The organism is Vibrio sp. J1-1 (assembly GCF_021728395.1).
In the GTDB taxonomy this organism is placed as follows: Bacteria; Pseudomonadota; Gammaproteobacteria; order Enterobacterales; family Vibrionaceae; genus Vibrio.
This window is the reverse complement of record NZ_JAKKCM010000012.1, coordinates 26305-44437: the sequence shown is the minus strand read 5'-3', so window position 1 is coordinate 44437 and position 18133 is coordinate 26305. Positions and strand designations below refer to the sequence as shown.

Below are 18133 nucleotides of genomic sequence, written 5' to 3'. Positions count from 1 at the left end.
ATCTATTTTCAGTGGTACTTCTAATAATTCATTACAATATTGCAAATATTCGGCAACCTTTTGGCAGCAACTACTAACTTTATGCTTCAAATAAATAGGTCCGTCGCAAATTAATAAAATAGGCGAAAAAAGTCGCAACTTTTGACTCAAGATCACTAAGCCTTTGTTGATCTTGGCGTTTCATTAAAGTGTCGCTTGTACTCGCGACTGAACTGTGACGGGCTACTGTAACCAACTAATCGCGCAGCATCATTCACTCGGCGGCCTTCTAATTGGATCAAGTCGCGAGCTTTATTAAGCCGTACTTTTTTGATGTATTGCAGAGGGGATTCAAGCGTCACACTACGAAAGGCCTGATGAAATGCAGAAATACTCATATTGGCTTCGTCCGCAAGTGTCTGCACGCTCAGTTGTTCATGGTATGCCTGATGAACACGGGTTAACGCTTTTGCCACTCTTGCGTAAGAGCCCTCCTGATGAGCGAGCTCAAATAATACATACCCTTCCTTACTGACTAAGGTGCGATAAACGATTTCTTCTAGTAGAAGCTCCCCTAAAATCGCGACGTCAAGGTCATTGCAAAGCGCACTCATCAATCTTTTACACGCATCCAACATACTCGAGTTCATTTTGACTGATTTGAGCCCACATAGAGAGGTATCTGAGCAAGTATTACTGTAATTCTGCTCTTCAAGTTTTTTGATGAGTTTGTTTAATAATGCAGGTGTGATGTCAATTGAGATCCCTAGTAAAGGCTCATCGCTGGATGCAAACGCTTCGCACTCCAACGGCATCGGTACACCAACGACAAGATAGTCTTCAGGTCCGTATTGAACAGGAGTCGAGCCAATATGGATATTTTTATGTCCTTGCCCTAAAATAATGATTCCAGATTGATAAACAAACGGCTGTCGGTCGTTTCCTTTACTACTACGATAAAACCATACCCCTTCAATCGCCGTTTGTTTGATTCCTTCCAGCTCTTGTAATTCATGCAGATCAACATACTGCTTCATAATTTCTGCTAGTGAAATCATTAAGCCCTCCACAAGTAACCATATTTTTCACATTCGTCGGTAATTTTGAGCAATATACACCCACTTAAGAGATACATTCTATCAGGCAACATTAAAATTTGTAGAAATAGGCAAGTTATTTCCATAAATGAGCCTACTACATCCAGCTACGTAGTACTAATATGCATGTATTCAATCTCCTCAACAAAGAAACAAGAGGCCTGTAATGAACTTTTCTTATGTCAACCCAACCAAAGTTTACTTTGGTCAGAACCAGATCGCTTCTATTAAAGAAGCCATTCCTGCAGACCAAAAAGTACTGGTCATTTACGGTGGTGGCTCTATCAAGAAGAATGGTGTTTATGATCAAGTAGCGGATGCGTTACAAGGTCACGAGTGGATAGAATTCTCTGGCGTAGAACCAAATCCGACCAAAGAGACGTTAGACAAAGCCGTAGAAATGGTGAAAGCACAAAACGTCGACTTCATTCTTGCTGTGGGCGGTGGTTCTGTCATTGACGGTTCGAAGTACGTTGCAGCAGCGTCGAAATATGATGGTGATGGTTGGGATATCCTTATTGGTCAGCATCAAGTGGAAGAAGCGGTGCCATTAGCAGCGATTTTAACACTGCCCGCAACGGGTTCTGAATCCAACATGGGCGCCGTGATCACCAAAGCAGAAACTCAAGATAAACTTCCGTTCATGTCACCTGCGGTACAACCAAAATTTGCCGTTCTTGACCCAGATGTTATGAAAACGCTACCAGAACGCCAGTTGATCAACGGTATCGTGGATGCTTGGGTACACGTTTGTGAGCAGTACTTAACGTTACCAACAGGTGCAATGGTACAAGATGGATACGCAGAAACCTTGCTAAAAACGCTCAAAACACTTGGTGAACAATTTGCCGAACGCGATGATGACAAATGGCGTGCAAACCTTATGTGGTCAGCGAATCAGGCATTGAACGGTCTTATTGGTAGTGGTGTACCTCACGATTGGGCAACACACATGATTGGTCACGAATTGACTGCAATTTGGGGCGTTGATCACGCACGATCACTTGCGATCATTCAACCATCTCTGCTCCGCAACCAAATGAAGTTCAAGCGAGCGAAGTTGGAACAAATGGGCCGAAATGTATTTGCTTTAGAAGCGAGTGATGATCTTGCAGAACGCACTGTTAAGTTGATTGAGGATTTTTATCACCAATTAGGCGTCGCAACCAAACTTGAAAATTACGGTGATGACCGCCAACAGGCAATTGATACCGTCATCGAGCAATTAGAAAAGCACGGAATGACCGTCCTTGGTGAAAACAAAGCGATCGACCTTGCTTGTAGCCGCGAAATTCTTGATCTGGCCATCGCGTAAGACAGGCTCTTAGACCAAATGAGATAACGTTACGGTATTGTGCATAAAAATCACAATACCGTTTTTTATGCTACGCTTTAATAAATATGAGTTTTGATATTTGAGCTTCTAGGGCTAAATTTAACGATAAAAAAGCAACACTGCCTAAGAGTTCAAAAATACTAAAAATAATTTAATTTTAAAGCGGCAGATTAACGTAAATAAAAATATGACGGGGTTGAGTGTCCTACGGGGATATCTTGCTCTCATCGATAGCGCCATGCTGCTTAGTTTGTCTATTCAAGAGAACAATCTATGTGGCTAGTCGTTGTGGTATTAGCGTCCTTGCATATCATTAGTATTCGTAACGGCCCTAAGTGGCTTTTTTACGCATCTAAACCACTACCACTTCTCTTAATGATTGGCATTTTGATCACATCAGAAGCCACTCACCTGCCCTACACTCAATGGATTTTATTAGGCCTGTCGCTCTCACTGTTCGGCGAAATTTTGCTTATGTTACACAGTAAAAAGTCACTGTTAGGATTCAGTGCATTCTGCTTAGCCCATCTATCCTATTGTTTTAGTTTCGCGCTCATCTCCGCTTGGCATATAACACCTTGGTTACCCCTCACCATCTTTGGTTTAGGTGCTTGTATTTATATTTTTTTCAGACCATCTTTGGGTAGCCATAAGCTACCCGTAGCAATCTATATACTAGTGCTTATGGCAATGAGCTGGATGGCCCTAGAGTACTACTTAAGTGGTCAAACTCAGTCCTCATCTTTTGCTATGTTGGCATGTTTACTCTTTGTCATTTCCGGTATGGTACTGGGATTCGGGCGCTTTGACGGTCAATCCATTTTTTCCCGTCAGGTGGTCATGGTGACGTACTACTCTGCACAAACCCTCATCACCATGTCGGTAATCGCCATCGTGATTCGCACGCCCTACCTTACTATAATCAATGCATAACGGATTATGTTATCGAGGTTTGTAATTGTCTTTCTCGATACCATGCTTTTTCATTCTCAAATAGAGCTTTTTACGCGGAATTTGTAGGTGACTCGCAGCATCAGTGACGCGCCCCGAGTGCAAAAACAACGCGTCTTCAATCAGTTGTTTTTCAAAGTCATCCACCAGTTCATCAAGCGGGAGTTGAATTTCGTTTTGGGAATAGATGCGCTCCTTCCCTGTAAGCTTGACTATTCCTATAGAATAGAGCTCAGCAATGTTTCTTAATTCGCGTATATTTCCGGGCCAAGGGTAGTTTCTCAGTAGTGCAAGGTAACTTGTGTCTACACTTGGCAATGGCTTACCTAATTTCTTACAGCTCAGCTTCAAGAAATGATGGAATATGGTCACAATGTCATCGGGGTGCTGCTTTAGTGGGGGGACATGAATGACACCTTGGTTAAGTAAATAGTAAAGCTCCGGTAATAATTGATTCTTTGTGATGTATTCTTCTGGCTCTGAATCAAAAATCGTCATGACACGCAGATTCTTTTTACCACAACGTTCGCGAGTTAACAGCACCTGAGCCAGATGCCTTTGCTCATCCTCAGCCAGTTCAGGCAAATTTTCTAGGACAAGTACCAAAGTGCCCTGAGAATTCGTTGCTTCATCAATACACGCTTTCGTTGACGTACTGCTTAACGAGAGTGTATTGAACTCAGTCTCTTTGTTTTGAGACATCATATCTTTAATCAGTCCTGCGACACGATGGCGCCCAGTACCAGACTCACCATAAACAACAATATGCGTATCTAATAGCGCATACTGCGCCACCAGCTTACGAAGCTGTTCCATATGGGCTGACTTGCCAATCAATGAACGTGATATCGACTTCTCCGCTTGAAGTTGACTTTCAACTTGGTTGGCACGGATTTTAAGCTGTTGTTTTACTAGCGCTAATAACTCAGGGGGATTGATTGGCTTTTCGAGAAACTCACACGCTCCCTGTTTAACGGCATCCACCGCCATTGGAATATCACCGTGGCCCGTTATGACAATGACAGGGATTCGCTCATCTATGTTTTTGATCATCCTGAGCAGTTCTAAGCCGTGCATTTGAGGCATATACATATCGAGAATAACCACGCCCGCCCATTCAGGAGTCAGGTACTGTGTCGCTTGTGTCGGGTCGTTGATCTCTTTTGACTTAATCGACGATATATTCATTAAATAAGAATATGAGTCTAATACATCCTGATCATCATCAACCAACAATACTGAATACGGATTATTTCTCATTCGGTAACTCCAACACAACCATCGCACCTTTCTCTAAAGAGGAAGCGAGATAAATACTTCCGTTATGCTTTTCTATTAATGACTTACAAATATTCATGCCCAAGCCCAGACCGACCTCTTTAGTAGAAACAAAAGGTTGGAAGATACGTTGAACAATCTCTTCTCCAAAACCAGTGCCGTTATCGCTAATGGCAATCATAGATAATCCATTTGTCTCTTCCACCAATTCAATCACAACTCTCTTTTGCTCTTCTCTGGTGCTCTCCATTAACGCATCACAGCTATTAACGAGCAGGTTGATAAATACTTGTTCCAACGCCAACGTATCGCCTTGCACCATCACGTCATTCGGCAATTGATTTTCAATCATGATTTTTTGTCGTTTTGCACGCGTATTAACGATGGTTGCCGCTTGTTCAGCCACTTCATGTATCGAGATCGGGCTGACTTTTCTATCGCCCTCTGGCTTCCGAGCAAATTGACGCAAACTATTAATGATCTTACTCATCCGGGCAGCCAAACCTTCTATGTGAGTAATCGACTCACTCACTTTTTCTGTTGAATGCTGGTCTATAAACATCCGTGCGCTGTACAAGTACGTCGACATAGCGTTAAGTGGTTGGTTAAGTTCATGAGCTAGGCTCGTCATGGTTTGGCCGACCACAGCCATTTTTGCTGCTTGTATTAACTCGTCTTGCGTTTTCTTCAGGTTTTCTTCCGTACGAATACGCTCTTCGATTTCATTCTCTAATTGCTGGTTTTTTATCAACAAATCTTGTGTCTTTTCTAACACTCGACTTTCCAGCGTGCGGGTGGTCACCTCTTGAAGCGTGACATCCGTAATGGTCATAATCAGTTTATCGTCGACGCCATGGGTGAATGGGCGAATATCAAAGCGCACATACTTGGGGGTTTCATCACCAAGAGACAAAGTCACATGCATTTTCCCAAACTCAATCCATGAGTGTGAGCGTTCAAAAACCTTGATGAGTTGCCCGCGACAATGCTCAGGAAAATACTCCCAAATTGGATGACTTTCGGTTACATCGCCAAGTTTCAACAGTTTACGCGCGCTTAGGTTGGCCGATTCAACCACTCCGTTTAAGTCACTTGTGATAAGACTTGCCGTTGTGTTATTGATTAAGCTGAGTGCGTTGGTTCGCTGAATTTCCTGGACCTTTTCTCCATATTCGATGAGTTTTTCACTTAAACGGCCGATCTCGTCATTACCGTCAACCACTACTGGATGTGAGTGATCATTTTTGATGATCGCATCGATACTGTCCCCCAACCTAATCAAGCGCGAGACGATCCGCCGATTGATAAAGTAGTAAGTCAAAAATATGCTGGTCAGGATAGAAAGACTAAAACAGACGATAAGTACGTGGTTGCCATAAGACACCCGTTCTGCAGTTTCACTTTTGACCTGCCTAAACGTTTCATCCGCAGTCGAAACCAACTCGCCAATTTGTTGGTGAATCGCCTCCATACTGCGCGAAATTTGTTCTTGCATCTGTTGGATATCACCGTTTAAGGTAACCAATGACATGAGTTGATTCTCGAAATTACCATCCGTACCAAGCACGGCCACCAGCTCTTGCAACAACTGCTGATAAGCAATGGAGGCTGGTTGATTCATTAAAGTTTGACTACTCTCCTGGAGGTCAATTAAACGAAAATGAATGACTTTCATGCCGTTATCAACCTGCTCAGGCATGGATGCGTCTGCAACATCAAGCGCCATATCATATACCGCAGACTCGATATCAATCACACGCTGTAACGTACTAAGCTGAACCAGTAACTTCTGAATACCTTTGGAATCATTTAGCCGTTCAATTTGCCAATGCACTTCTTGACGTACAGGCTTTAACTCTGAGCTAATATCCTGATGTAGCCAATCGATTTGTTCCTTTAGCTGATCAACACGACGAGTTTGGTCTATTCGATTGGAAATCATACCGACGTAGCTCTCTAACAAAGAGGCCAATCCAGCTTCCGAATCCAATAACTGATAAAATTCCGAACTCATCTTGTTGCTTTTCAGTGCGGCTGAGATAGATGCCAACTGCTCATTTATCTGCATAGCCTGCTCTGCAAGTTGAACTTTATTACCGACCGTCTGCAATGCCTCAACTCGTCGGTTAATCTCACTTGTTTTGCTTTCTAGAAAAAAACTGGCGTTATATTTGGGAACGCTGTCTTCTAATAAAGTATGTACCTGATTGTCTAAGCTATTCCATGTAGCCCAGGCAACTAAACACACAACAGTAAGTAAGAGAGTGCTGCAGGTAAACGCTGCGACTAAACGCGCACCAATGGTCTTGTACTTAGGGTCTATCACTGTTTCTCGTTCCCTCGCCAATGAGCCAGCTCTTTATTCACTAAATCCAGCTTGTCAGACATCGCCCGCCCCAAGTCGTGGGAAAACTCAGCAAGTAATGCCTGATAGTGTGTCATTCCAACTTCTGAGTTTTTATCTAATCTACTTAACCTCTGCGCAATCGAGGTGACCGCTTCAATACTCAGCGGTAATTCGAATAACTCTTGCTCAATCTCTTTAAGAGCTTGCTCTTTCTTCAGGTTTCCTGCCGCTTGTTGGTTCAATTTAATGAGAGTAAGCCACGCATCCTGGAGCTCTGGAAGTCGCTTGGTGATGGCGGTATCAAAGATCTGGTTGATAATCTCTTCTCTTGGCAGTACTTGCTCCATATCAAGAACAGGGTTTTCCCCGTAATACTGAGCAGAGTCATTTATTGCCGTTTTGGAAAACGTGCTAGCTTCCATCTGTTCCTGCACCGCTGGAGAAAGCAAGTGGGAAATAAAAGACTCAGCCAGATTGTCTCTTTTGTCTCGGTTAATTTGCGCAATGTACGTGGGCATGAGTGTAAAATCTTTATCGTATGAAAACCCGACATAATCGAATTTACGCTGAGCGATTAATGCATAGCTATCGACCGTCGGGCCTAAGCCTAGTTTTCCTTTGGCAATGTAATCCGCAACCCCAAAGCTACGTGAAGAGACGATCGCAAGATTAGCCCCGACATTAAGCAAGATACGCCATCCCTGTCGCCATCCGTACTGGCTGAGAACACTTTCCACCATCAACTGCATCGTTCCCGATCGGCTTGGCGTACTCATGGTGACGTGGCCAAAGTAAACAGGGCTAGTCAGGTCCTGAAAACGGGTAGGTTCTGGTAGGTGATTCGCCGCCAAATAGTCTTTATTCCACACAATTCCCGCCCCCGAATAACCAAATGCGACCACCTTGTCTTTACTCGGTAATAGGTATGAAGACAACCAGTTTGGTACTTGCACAAGAGAAGGCATATTCGCCAAGCGATTCTGTTCTACGAGCTCCTGCATCAAAAACGGCGACGAACTCAGGACCAGATCGATATCCTTCATGTAGCTCTTGCTTAACAACTGGAGACTTGATTGTGTACGTCGGTGAACGACTCGGACTGCCACTTCGGGATAGTGCTGAGTAAAATCATTAACCAAGGCAGTGATCGGGGCCTGAGAGAATGTCGTGAGTATAACCAGTTCGTTATCCGTTGCCTTTGTCAGCGGCGAATAAAGCGCGAAACTAATGAGTAAGCTAAGTCCAAATTTTTGAAAACCAACCATCAAAACCACCCAAAACCATAAATAATGTGCGGCAACTCAAATCTATGGCAGATAGTAAACTATTTTTACTCTGTGGCTTTGAGTCACTATTGACGCACTTCAGCGAAAATTGAGTGTATTCTATCAGTAACTCGTTACGCTCCGACGCTCTAAATTCCCATTTTTGACTCAACAAATGCAGCAATATGGGTCAATTGTGTCTCAAATCCATACTTTTGTACTATTATATCTGCCACTCCAAGATAGCGCTGCAACAAAACATTTGTGATTAAAACTTGGAGTGCAAGATGTTTAATTTCTTTAAAACACGCCCAGACCTCCCGCTTTCGGATAGTTCTAAAAGTGAAATGCAATCGCGTTTCAAAAGCTACCAATGGCAGGTATTCTTAGGACTGGTTTTTGGTTACGCGGTATTCTACGTAGTACGCATGAGCTTAGGTGTCGTTAAAAAGCCGATGCTGGATGCTGGTATCGTATCTATTGAAGAACTCGGTATCATGGGTTCGGCTTTCTTCTTTACTTATGCCTTTGGTAAGTTCTCGAACGGTTTCCTCTCTGACTATGCCAACATTGGCCGATTTATGTCGTTCTCCTTACTTCTGTCAGGTATTACTGCCGTATTCATGGGTCTTAATACCACCGCGTTCTTCTTTGTACTGTTATGGGGTCTGAACGGTTGGTTCCAATCTGTCGGTTCGGCACCTTCTTGTGTGTCTCTGTTCCAGTGGTTCTCACCAAAGCAACGTGGTAGCCGTTACTCAATTTGGGGTGGTTCACGTAACATCGGTGAAGGTATCACTTGGATTCTGACCGCTTCTCTAGTGAGCTACTTCGGCTGGCGTGCAGGTTTCATCGGTGCTGGTATCGCGGCAATTGCAGCAGCTCTATGTATGTTCTTTGTTTTGAAAGATCGCCCGCAAACTTACGGGCTGCCTGACGCAGCAACAGCATTCGACGAAGAGCCAGAGATCAAGAAGAAGAACGATCCAAAAGAGACTCGCCGAGCTCAAATGTTCATCCTTAAACAGCCTGTAGTCTGGTTAATTGCAGCAGCGTGTGCAGCCATGTACATCTCTCGCTACGCGATGTCTTCTTGGGCAGTGCTTTACCTTCAGGAAGCCAAAGGTTATTCACTGATTGACGCGGGTTTCGCTATGTCTACATACCCTATCGCGGGTCTGGCAGGGGCAGTCCTATCGGGTCTTGTTTCAGACAAACTTTTTAACTCTAACCGCCACATTCCTACTCTACTTTACGGATTGGCGAACATCGCAGGTATGTGCTTGATGTTCTTCGGTCCAGACAACCGTATTGTTGACGCGGTTGCACTAGGCCTGATTGGTTTTGCTATTGGTGGTCTGGTCGTGTTCCTAGCAGGTCTGACTGCTTGTGACTTGATGCCTAAGAACGCAGTTGGCGCTGTGAAAGGCTTTATTGGCCTGTTCTCTTACATTGCCGCCTCTGCTCAGGAGCTTGTATCTGCATCGCTTATCAATATCACTGAAGTTGATGGCGTCACCAATTACGACTTCTCTCAAGCTCAGTACTTCTGGTTAGCGGCTGGTGTGGTTTCACTACTTCTTGCACTCACCGTTTGGAATGCGAAGAAAGTTGTCGATCTCGAACCAGAAGAAGACAAAGAGCTAGAACCTCGTCCTAGTCACTAATGACTCACCAAGCGGGAGGTAACACTCCCGCTTTCGTTAAACAAATAAAATTTAATGCCATAAGTACGCTTGTAAAGTGCATTTATGAGATTGAAATCTGTCTATTTTTATTCCCATTTTAAGTGTCGATTGAGGTAAAAAATGTGTAAAACTAAAATTGTGGCAACTCTGGGCCCAGCAAGTGAAAGCCGAGAAACCCTGACTAAACTGATTCGAGCTGGCATAAATGTGGTCAGACTTAACTTTTCACACGGCACCGCTGAGGAGCATATTGCTCGCGCTAACATGGTGCGTGAGATAGCTACAGAGCTAAACACGCATGTGGGTGTATTGGTTGATCTACAGGGACCGAAAATCCGCATCTCTTGTTTCGAGCAAGGTGCGATTCAATTGATGCAAGGTGACGAGTTCACATTAAGTGGCACACTAGATTCTCAATCGGGTTATCAGGAAATGGTTGGACTCGATTACCCTGAGTTAATCAATGATGTCGCTGAGGGTGACATTCTTCTACTCGATGACGGCCGTATTCAGCTTAAAGTAACTTGTGTAGACCACCAGAAGCAATGGATTAAAACGACGGTTCTGAATAGTGGAAAGCTCTCAAACCGTAAAGGAATCAACTTATTAGGTGGTGGTTTATCGGCTCCTGCACTGACCCAAAAAGATATTCAGGATATCGATACCGCAGCCAAACTACGTGCCGATTTTCTGGCAGTCTCCTTCCCTCGCAACGCACAAGATATCAACTACGCTCGTAGCCTGGCGTTAAAAGCGGGCTGCGATGCCAAAATTGTCGCGAAGGTTGAGCGTGCTGAAGTGGTTGAGACAAAAGCCGCTATGGACAATGTGATTAAAGCATCAGACATCATCATGGTTGCACGTGGCGATCTGGGCGTAGAAATTGGTGACGCTCGATTACCAATGGTACAAAAGTCACTTATCGAACGCTCAAGATACTGGGGCAAACCAGTGATCACTGCAACTCAGATGTTGGAGTCGATGATCGAAAACCCACTTCCAACCCGAGCAGAAGTGTTAGATGTGGCAAACGCGATTATTGATGGTACTGATGCTGTTATGCTATCCGCTGAGTCTGCTGCTGGTAAGTACCCAATCGAAGCAGTCGAAGCCATGGTACGTATCGCCAGTGGATCAGAGGAAGAACTCGAATGCACCCATAACTGCTGGAATACGCTAAATCACTTGTGTTCAGATCCAGGTAAGAGTTTGCCCTTTCGTCAATGATTTCCGCATCCCGCGTTCACAAAGATCTTGGTGTCGCTATTTTAACTAAGGATGGTGAAACACCTCTTTTGATGTCTCGCTGTCAAAGCAAAACTAAGATTTGGGCGCTAAGTGACAAGCCAGATCTGCTGGCTCAGCTGACCATTTTGCGAGGCGTTGAGCCTCTGTATTTCAAAGCAGCAGAAGAAAACACTACCGACATTGCTCCACAACTCGTCGAGTGTTTACGCCAAAAGGCTAACGATTCTAGTATTTCTTCGATTTTGATGACGCAGTTAGACTCAATTGAAGGTATGGGCGAGATCAATGCCTGTCGCTTACTCAAATTATGTGCAGCGCCAAATGTTAAGCAAGCAGTCGCCGCTTAAGTAAGCCCATTAACCTACCCCTTTCAAGCGCGAGCTTGGGTTGCTCCCCCTCATAAGTAGCTCCATAGGGATTTGGCCTGCCATCTGGCAGGTCCTTTTTTAATTGTTCTACTCTTTAGTTCGAATATGTGTCCATACTAACTGAAATCAGGCTCATCACTTGCTATGTTAGAATGATCGTTATCCTAAAAAGCGTGTACTATTGAAAGACAACACTCCCGTCGTTGAATTTAGCGACGTAAACAAGTGGTATGGTGACTACCACGCTCTCAAAGATATCAACTTTTCTGTCCACTCAGGTGAAATCGTTGTTGTATGTGGCCCGTCAGGATCGGGAAAATCAACACTTATACGCTGTGTTAACGGCCTGGAGTCGATACAAGAAGGACAGCTTCACGTCTTTGGTCAACCGGCAAACAGAAAAGGGCTTAAGCCAGGGAAAATCGGCATGGTGTTTCAGCACTTTCACCTTTTTCCTCATCTGACCGTACTCGACAATCTGATGCTCGCACCCATACGAACACTGAAACTCTCAAAACAAGAAGCCGAAAAGCGAGCACGCCACTATCTCAAACGTGTCGATATTGAAGAACAAGCTGAAAAATACCCTATTCAGTTGTCAGGTGGGCAGCAACAAAGGGTCGCAATAGCCCGCTCCCTGTGTATGGAACCAGACCTGCTATTATTTGATGAACCAACCTCAGCACTTGATCCTGAGATGATCAACGAGGTTCTCGATGTCATGGTTGATCTTGCGCAAACCGGTATGACCATGATTTGTGTAACTCACGAAATGGGATTCGCTAAAAAAGTAGCAAACCGAGTCGTGTTTATGGATGAAGGTGAAATTGTGGAAATCAATTCCCCAGCCGCCTTATTCAACATGTCTCAGCACCCGAGAACTCGGGCGTTTTTAAATCAGATTTTAAGTTATTGATGATAAGACGAGTATTCAAACCAGCTTTACAAGCCCTAATACAAATAGTCATTCTATTTGCTGCTATTTTCTGGGTGCTAGACTCTGGTGCACAAGCCATGGGATATCAGTGGCAATGGGAGCGCGTGCCTGACTATATCGCGTTTTATGAAGATGGAGAATGGTGGTCTGCTGAATTAATTAGCGGTTTAGTGGTCACGCTTAAAATCTCAGCCATCAGTTTGTTTTTCACTTTAGTATTTGGTTTGGTCACTGCACTACTCAGGCTAAGCGATTCAAAAATCGGTAATGCCATTGGCAGCTCATACGTTGAGCTGATCCGTAACACACCTTTATTGGTGCAAATCTATTTACTTTACTTCGTGTTTGGACCAGTCATCGGGCTAGACAGGTTCAGCACCGCCGTGTTGGCGCTATCACTTTTTCAAGGTGCTTACACCGCGGAAATATTCCGAGCGGGCTTAAACAGTATTCCTAAGGGCCAGTTTGAAGCAGCAAAGACGCTTGGCCTTTCATCATTCTATAGTTATAAAGACGTCATCTTGCCTCAGGTGTTGCAACGTACATTACCGCCGTTAACCAACGAAGTGGTGTCACTGATTAAAAACTCTTCCATCGTCAGTGTGATGGCCATTTTCGACCTGACAACCGAAGCGAGAAATATTGTCTCAGAGACGGCGATGCCGTTTGAAATTTGGTTTACCGTGGCAGCGATTTACCTTGCTCTCACACTCTCATTGTCCGGCTTATCAGCGTTGCTGGAGCACAAATTAGGAGCCAGTTGGCGTAAATTATAAGGAGATAACATGAAGTTATTCAAAGCGACCATTACTGCGATATTAGGGCTTGCTCTCACTTTACCTTCGTTAGCAAGTGAAGAAGCGACAACACCAAATTTAGATCAAATCAAGGAAAGAGGCACGCTGCGTGTTGGTATGTCCACTTTCGTACCGTGGGCAATGCGCAACAAGCAAGGGGAGCTTATCGGGTTTGAAATTGACGTAGCAAAACGACTGGCCGCAGATTCTGATTTGAAAGTTGAGTTTGTGCCTACTGCGTGGGACGGCATCATTCCTGCGCTTCTTGCTAAGAAGTTTGATGTCATTATCGGTGGTATGTCTATCACGCCTGAGCGTTCGAAAAGCGTGTTATTTACTGTGCCGTATTCCCATTCCGGAGTTCAGGTAGCCGCAAACAAAGAGCTCGCTTCCGGTTTTACCAAACTGTCTGATTTTGACTCTCGCCGAGTCAACATCGCTGTTCGTCGCGGTGCGTTTACAGTTCAAGTTGCGCGAGAAAACTTCCCGAAAGCAAAGCTATTGCAGTTTGATGATGATGCGCAAGCGTTTCAGGAAGTGCTAAACGGTAATGCTCATGCCGTTATTGCTTCAAGCCCTAAGCCTGAACACGAAACCGTTAAACACAGTGACAAATTGTCCCTGCCATTTTCTGAACGTCTTTCGAAAGGCAACGAAGCCTTTGCTGTCCGCTTAGGAGAAGACGATAAGAAAGCCTTCTTCAATAAATGGATTGAAGAGCGCACCCAAGATGGCTGGTTGAAAGAACGTTATGAGTACTGGTTCTCGACACTAGATTGGCAGGACCAAGTTGCTCAGGGTCAATAACCTGACAGGATTTAACAAACGAGGTTTGCTGATGCAGTTAGCCTCGGTTTGATAATAAAAAAGATTGGAGACAGTACATTTGAGCGGACAAACCAGCACTCGACTCGCACCAAGCAAAACTCGATCAGGTTCGATACTGACACGTTTTACTCTGCTCGACGTGGTGTTAGTGATTATCTTCGCACTAGTTGGCTTCTGGCTATACGATCGCTCAACCGTTGGCATAAATTACATTTGGCACTGGTCGGAAGCATTAACTTTGCTTTTTACTCCGAGAGCTGACGGAAGTCTCCCTTACTTTTTTCAGGGTTTGCTCTCCACGCTAAGGCTGAGCCTTTGGGGACTTACCTTTGCATTAGCGTTAGGAACGCTGCTTGGATTAGCCCGTTTCTCACACTCGGTTTGGCTACGGACACCCGCTAACGCATTTATCCAATTAGTAAGAAATATCCCACCTTTGGTGTTCGTATTTATCTTCTACTTTTTTATTTCTAACCAATTGATCCCCCTGCTTGGCTTAGATTCGCTATTACGCAACTATCAAGGTGAGCCTAATTCACTCCAACACTTTTTATTTGGTCCTGCACAGCTTTGGGAGAACCTCGCTTCTGGCGTACTCTGTGTGGGATTATTGTCATCGGCATACATCGCAGAAGTCGTCCGAGCTGGATTGCAGAATATCGATCAAGGCCAATGGGAAGCGGCAGATTCGTTGGGGCTATCACGTTGGGTAAAATACCGATTTATAATCGCCCCGCAAGTTCTTAAAGCAATTACCCCTGCTCTCGCTGGACAAACCATTTCTTTGGTTAAAGACACCTCAATCGTTTCTCTAATTTCTATCCAAGAGATGACTTTTGTTGGTACTGAGATGGCGAATTCATCAGGTTATATTTTTGAGATTTGGTTATTCGTAGGCTTCGCCTACTTCCTCGTCTGTTTTGGACTCTCGCTGTTTTTTCGCCATGTCGAGAAAAAATCGAAGTCGTATTCTTACTGAATCTATAACCAGAATGAAAAAAGCGCCGAGCAAAATTGTCGGCGCTTTTTATTTTATTAAAACCTTCTGGCAGAACAGTATTAGAAGAAGTCGATAGAGTTACGTCCGCTTTTTGGATCGCGAGACGGCTTTGGCTTATCTTCATCTGAGCTCTTTTTGTTATTCTTCGGTTTAGCTGTCTTGCTACCTTTATTCTGGTTAGCTTTATTCGGCTTGCTCGCTGCTTTTAGTTTATTAGATGAAGGCTGAGATTTATTCTGCTGTTTTTGCGCAGGTTTCTGTTTAGTAGGTTTCATCTCTTTTGCTTCAGGCTCCGTGACCGGCGCGTCGCAGACAACAACGTAGTATTCTTGGTTGAACTCGAAAAAGTCGCCATCGTACATTTTGCGGCGTTTTCTGGTTTCAAGCTCGCCGTTTACGGCGACATAACCTTCGTCAATAATATGCTTGGCTTCACCACCACCACTTACCAAGTTTGCGATTTTGAAAAGCTTGTACAATTCGATTGGGTGGGCATCAACCTCGATACCTATCGCTTCGATTTCTATCTCTTCGCCTTCAAACTCTTCGTTGTCTAAATAGGCTTCGCGGTCGTAATCTTGGGTCATGTTGTTTACTCATTTATGCTGTTGCTCGGGAGTTTAAACGGATTGCCTAAAAATAGATACCTCAGCGTAATTTTAGACGAATCAGAGACTACAATTGAACGTATTGTTTCTGTTAACTTCGCGGTTTAACTCTGCAAGTGACCGAGGCTTATGTATATACTGTCCAAATAGTTTCTAAAACGAGAACGCATTTTGTCCAGACCAAGCCAGATAACCTTTGTTACGGCGAACCTATTTAATTTTATTGCTCCACCTGATGCCTATTACGACTTTGAGAACATTTACTCACGTGAACACTGGCAGGGAAAGCTTGCCTGGACTCAAAATCAAATAGAAAAGCTCGAACCTGACATCATTGGCTTGCAAGAAGTATTCAGTATCGAAGAAACGAAATCATTCTTTAAAAATATGGGATACCCATATTTTGCCACTGTCGATACACCCAATGTCGAAGACGAGTATATTTACACCCATCCAGTGGTAGCGATCGCTTCTCGATTTCCGATCGAACAGGCTCAAGCGGTGACTTTCGATCGCCGCTCACTCATACCATTTGGACTCGATGCCTCACCAGAATTTAGCCGTAAACCCATTTATGCGCAGATTGTGCATCCGACACTTGGTCATATCGCCGTCTACGTTGTTCATTTGAAGTCGCAACGTCCTGCAGATTCAAATAACGCTGAAGACACAAGCCGTGTCCTTGCTCGCTGGCTGTCGACACAACAACGCGGATGGGAAGCCGCCATGCTTCGAGATTCGATGCAGAATCAATACAAAAACGCACCGATGCCAACGGTTTTAATGGGTGATATGAACCAACCCATCACAAATAACGGCGTAAACAGTGTGTTAACAGAAGCCTTTGGTGACAGCGTCACTGAGCTACAACTCAAAGATGGCTGGGATTTACAAGTTTCACCAACGCTAAGCTGTCGTCCCGCGACTCACTATCACTTCTCAAAAGGCAATGTGCTCGACTACATACTGCTATCACAAGAATTTGATGCACACTCCGATGTCTCTGTCGCCGAAGTCGTTGACTACCAAGTTTTAGATCAACACCTTATTAATCCATCTTATGAGAGAGATAAGTACGCCAGCGACCATGCATTTGTAGCAATGACGGTCGAGGTTAAATTGTAGTTATGGGAGACCAAAATTACTGGCGCTTCACTATCTTACGAGGAATTAGTTCTACTCCTGGCTTATAACGTTTTGCCGAGGCATTCAGTGCTAGTTCCATCGCACTGTCTGCGATCACTTCGAATTGCTGTGGCAAGGAGTTAATTTTAACAGGTAGAAAGTCCAATAGACGGTTATCACCAAAGGTTGCTAAACGAATTTTACTCAACAACTCCGGGTGCTCCATCATCATGTCTAAAACACCTTCAAGTAAAGTGTAAGACGTGGTGACAACAGCATCAGGAAGATAATCTTCAGCCAACCATTTTGCTAAAACCTTTTTACCCTCTTCTCGAGAGAAGTGCTGGCCATAGCCAACCTGAACTACTCTATCTCCTTTCTGACATGCAGAGCGAAAGCCTAATTCACGCTCCTTAGAAATTTGTAAATCAGGTAATGCACCGATCAATCCTACAGAAGTTATCTCTTGTGAAAGCACCGATTCGGTTAGCTCCAGTGCAGCGTCAAAATCTTCACTAAGCACGCAGCAAAAATGCTCGTCATCCATTGGACGGTCAAGGGCAATAACTGGTGTTCCTGAGTTTTGTAGTTTGAGATAAAACTCATTGGCATTTGGCATACCGCTCGCTACAAACAGAGCATCAATACGGCGACTGATCAACGCTTCTGCAACCTTTTGTTCGGTTTCCGGATCGTCATCAGAGCAGCCTATTAAGATTTGATACCCCGCTTTACGCGAGTTTTGTTCGATAAGTTTTGCTAAACGAGCGTAACTGGTGTTTTCCAAATCTGGAATGATAAGTCCAAACGAACGTGAGTTACCTGCACGTAAAGCAGAAGCAGCGTGATCTGGCTTGTAGTTGTGTTCATCTACCACTGCCATGACTCGTTTTTGCGTTTTCTCGCTTATTCGATATTTCTGCGCTTTCCCGTTGATCACATAGCTCGCAGTGGTCTTAGAAACTCCTGCTAATTTAGCTATTTCATCCAGTGTCATATTGTTCACCTTATTCTGTGCGCGTGATCATATTAATACATCAATGATCCGACGATAAGTTGAATTATATGCTGAAACGATTCAGTATAAAAGCTGAAAGGATTCAGCAAAAACCTAAAAATTGACCTAAATCACCAAAATACGGCGATTGTCGGTCACATGACCTAGAATATAAGAACGAAAATTAACGGTTGATTTAAAAAGTTTTGCTGAAGTTTTTAAAAAAATTTAACGCACTGCTGAATCGTTTCAGCTAGACGTAAAAACCAATAAATTAGATTAGA

Annotated in this window: 14 protein-coding genes and 1 pseudogene; 9 read left to right on the top strand and 6 right to left on the bottom strand. The window is 44.1% G+C overall.

Going from position 1 to position 18133, the window contains the following annotated elements; translation table 11 throughout:
- Window positions 1-155: 155 nt before the first annotated feature.
- A complete protein-coding gene (locus L3V31_RS17500; RefSeq protein WP_237317850.1) occupies window positions 156-1037 on the bottom strand; it encodes an AraC family transcriptional regulator in 882 nt (293 codons plus the stop codon).
- A 205-nt stretch (window positions 1038-1242) separates the two neighbouring features.
- Here L3V31_RS17500 and L3V31_RS17495 point away from each other — a divergent pair, with 205 nt between their 5' ends.
- Complete coding sequence (locus L3V31_RS17495) at window positions 1243-2391, top strand: iron-containing alcohol dehydrogenase (RefSeq protein WP_237317848.1); 1149 nt, start codon at window positions 1243-1245, stop codon at window positions 2389-2391.
- Between the two features lie 294 nt (window positions 2392-2685).
- On the top strand, window positions 2686-3345 hold the full coding sequence (locus tag L3V31_RS17490; protein ID WP_237317846.1) for a lysoplasmalogenase: 660 nt from the start codon (window positions 2686-2688) through the stop codon (window positions 3343-3345).
- A 9-nt stretch (window positions 3346-3354) separates the two neighbouring features.
- Here L3V31_RS17490 and L3V31_RS17485 read toward each other — a convergent pair whose 3' ends face one another.
- From L3V31_RS17485 to L3V31_RS17475, 3 genes are read right to left on the bottom strand one after another with little or no spacing between them, the layout of a single operon-like run.
- A complete protein-coding gene (locus L3V31_RS17485) occupies window positions 3355-4623 on the bottom strand; it encodes a sigma-54 dependent transcriptional regulator (RefSeq protein ID WP_237317844.1) in 1269 nt (422 codons plus the stop codon).
- The gene (locus tag L3V31_RS17480) at window positions 4613-6967 is read right to left on the bottom strand and encodes an ATP-binding protein (RefSeq protein ID WP_237317843.1); all 2355 of its coding nucleotides are present in this window, start codon (window positions 6965-6967) and stop codon (window positions 4613-4615) included. Before L3V31_RS17480 ends, L3V31_RS17485 begins: the two co-directional genes overlap by 11 nt.
- A complete protein-coding gene (locus L3V31_RS17475; RefSeq protein ID WP_237317841.1) occupies window positions 6964-8253 on the bottom strand; it encodes an ABC transporter substrate-binding protein in 1290 nt (429 codons plus the stop codon). The genes L3V31_RS17480 and L3V31_RS17475 overlap by 4 nt, the downstream gene beginning before the upstream one ends.
- Before the next feature lie 287 nt (window positions 8254-8540).
- On the opposite strand from L3V31_RS17475, the gene L3V31_RS17470 reads away from it, so the two are divergent.
- The 6 genes and pseudogenes from L3V31_RS17470 (at window position 8541) to L3V31_RS17445 (ending at window position 15098) form a co-directional block, all read left to right on the top strand.
- On the top strand, window positions 8541-9920 hold the full coding sequence (locus L3V31_RS17470; RefSeq protein ID WP_237317839.1) for an MFS transporter: 1380 nt from the start codon (window positions 8541-8543) through the stop codon (window positions 9918-9920).
- 141 nt (window positions 9921-10061) lie between these two features.
- A pseudogene (gene pyk / locus L3V31_RS17465) lies at window positions 10062-11536 on the top strand (pyruvate kinase).
- Between the two features lie 202 nt (window positions 11537-11738).
- On the top strand, window positions 11739-12473 hold the full coding sequence (locus L3V31_RS17460; protein WP_237317837.1) for an amino acid ABC transporter ATP-binding protein: 735 nt from the start codon (window positions 11739-11741) through the stop codon (window positions 12471-12473).
- Window positions 12473-13270, top strand: a complete 798-nt coding sequence (locus L3V31_RS17455; RefSeq protein WP_237317835.1) for an amino acid ABC transporter permease — start codon at window positions 12473-12475, stop codon at window positions 13268-13270. The genes L3V31_RS17460 and L3V31_RS17455 overlap by 1 nt, the downstream gene beginning before the upstream one ends.
- A gap of 9 nt (window positions 13271-13279) precedes the next feature.
- Entirely contained in the window at window positions 13280-14098 is an 819-nt protein-coding gene (locus L3V31_RS17450) for a transporter substrate-binding domain-containing protein (RefSeq protein WP_237317834.1), read from the top strand.
- 79 nt (window positions 14099-14177) lie between these two features.
- Complete coding sequence (locus L3V31_RS17445) at window positions 14178-15098, top strand: amino acid ABC transporter permease (RefSeq protein WP_237317833.1); 921 nt, start codon at window positions 14178-14180, stop codon at window positions 15096-15098.
- An 80-nt stretch (window positions 15099-15178) separates the two neighbouring features.
- On the opposite strand, the gene L3V31_RS17440 is transcribed toward L3V31_RS17445, so the two are convergent.
- Window positions 15179-15706: an RNA-binding S4 domain-containing protein gene (locus L3V31_RS17440; RefSeq protein ID WP_237317832.1), complete on the bottom strand. Its 528-nt coding sequence runs from the start codon at window positions 15704-15706 to the stop codon at window positions 15179-15181.
- A 192-nt stretch (window positions 15707-15898) separates the two neighbouring features.
- On the opposite strand from L3V31_RS17440, the gene L3V31_RS17435 reads away from it, so the two are divergent.
- Window positions 15899-16852, top strand: coding sequence for an endonuclease/exonuclease/phosphatase family protein (locus L3V31_RS17435; protein ID WP_237317830.1), 954 nt, complete (start codon window positions 15899-15901; stop codon window positions 16850-16852).
- A gap of 16 nt (window positions 16853-16868) precedes the next feature.
- Here L3V31_RS17435 and cra read toward each other — a convergent pair whose 3' ends face one another.
- Entirely contained in the window at window positions 16869-17849 is a 981-nt protein-coding gene (gene cra / locus L3V31_RS17430) for a catabolite repressor/activator (protein ID WP_237317828.1), read from the bottom strand.
- Window positions 17850-18133 lie beyond the last annotated feature (284 nt).

Coding starts and splice junctions, on each gene's coding strand:
- L3V31_RS17500 (WP_237317850.1), bottom strand. CDS start 1,037: ATGATTTCACTAGCAGAAATTATGAAGCAGTATGTTGATCTGCATGAA.
- L3V31_RS17495 (WP_237317848.1), top strand. CDS start 1,243: ATGAACTTTTCTTATGTCAACCCAACCAAAGTTTACTTTGGTCAGAAC.
- L3V31_RS17490 (WP_237317846.1), top strand. CDS start 2,686: ATGTGGCTAGTCGTTGTGGTATTAGCGTCCTTGCATATCATTAGTATT.
- L3V31_RS17485 (WP_237317844.1), bottom strand. CDS start 4,623: ATGAGAAATAATCCGTATTCAGTATTGTTGGTTGATGATGATCAGGAT.
- L3V31_RS17475 (WP_237317841.1), bottom strand. CDS start 8,253: ATGGTTGGTTTTCAAAAATTTGGACTTAGCTTACTCATTAGTTTCGCG.
- L3V31_RS17470 (WP_237317839.1), top strand. CDS start 8,541: ATGTTTAATTTCTTTAAAACACGCCCAGACCTCCCGCTTTCGGATAGT.
- L3V31_RS17455 (WP_237317835.1), top strand. CDS start 12,473: ATGATAAGACGAGTATTCAAACCAGCTTTACAAGCCCTAATACAAATA.
- L3V31_RS17450 (WP_237317834.1), top strand. CDS start 13,280: ATGAAGTTATTCAAAGCGACCATTACTGCGATATTAGGGCTTGCTCTC.
- L3V31_RS17440 (WP_237317832.1), bottom strand. CDS start 15,706: ATGACCCAAGATTACGACCGCGAAGCCTATTTAGACAACGAAGAGTTT.
- cra (WP_237317828.1), bottom strand. CDS start 17,849: ATGACACTGGATGAAATAGCTAAATTAGCAGGAGTTTCTAAGACCACT.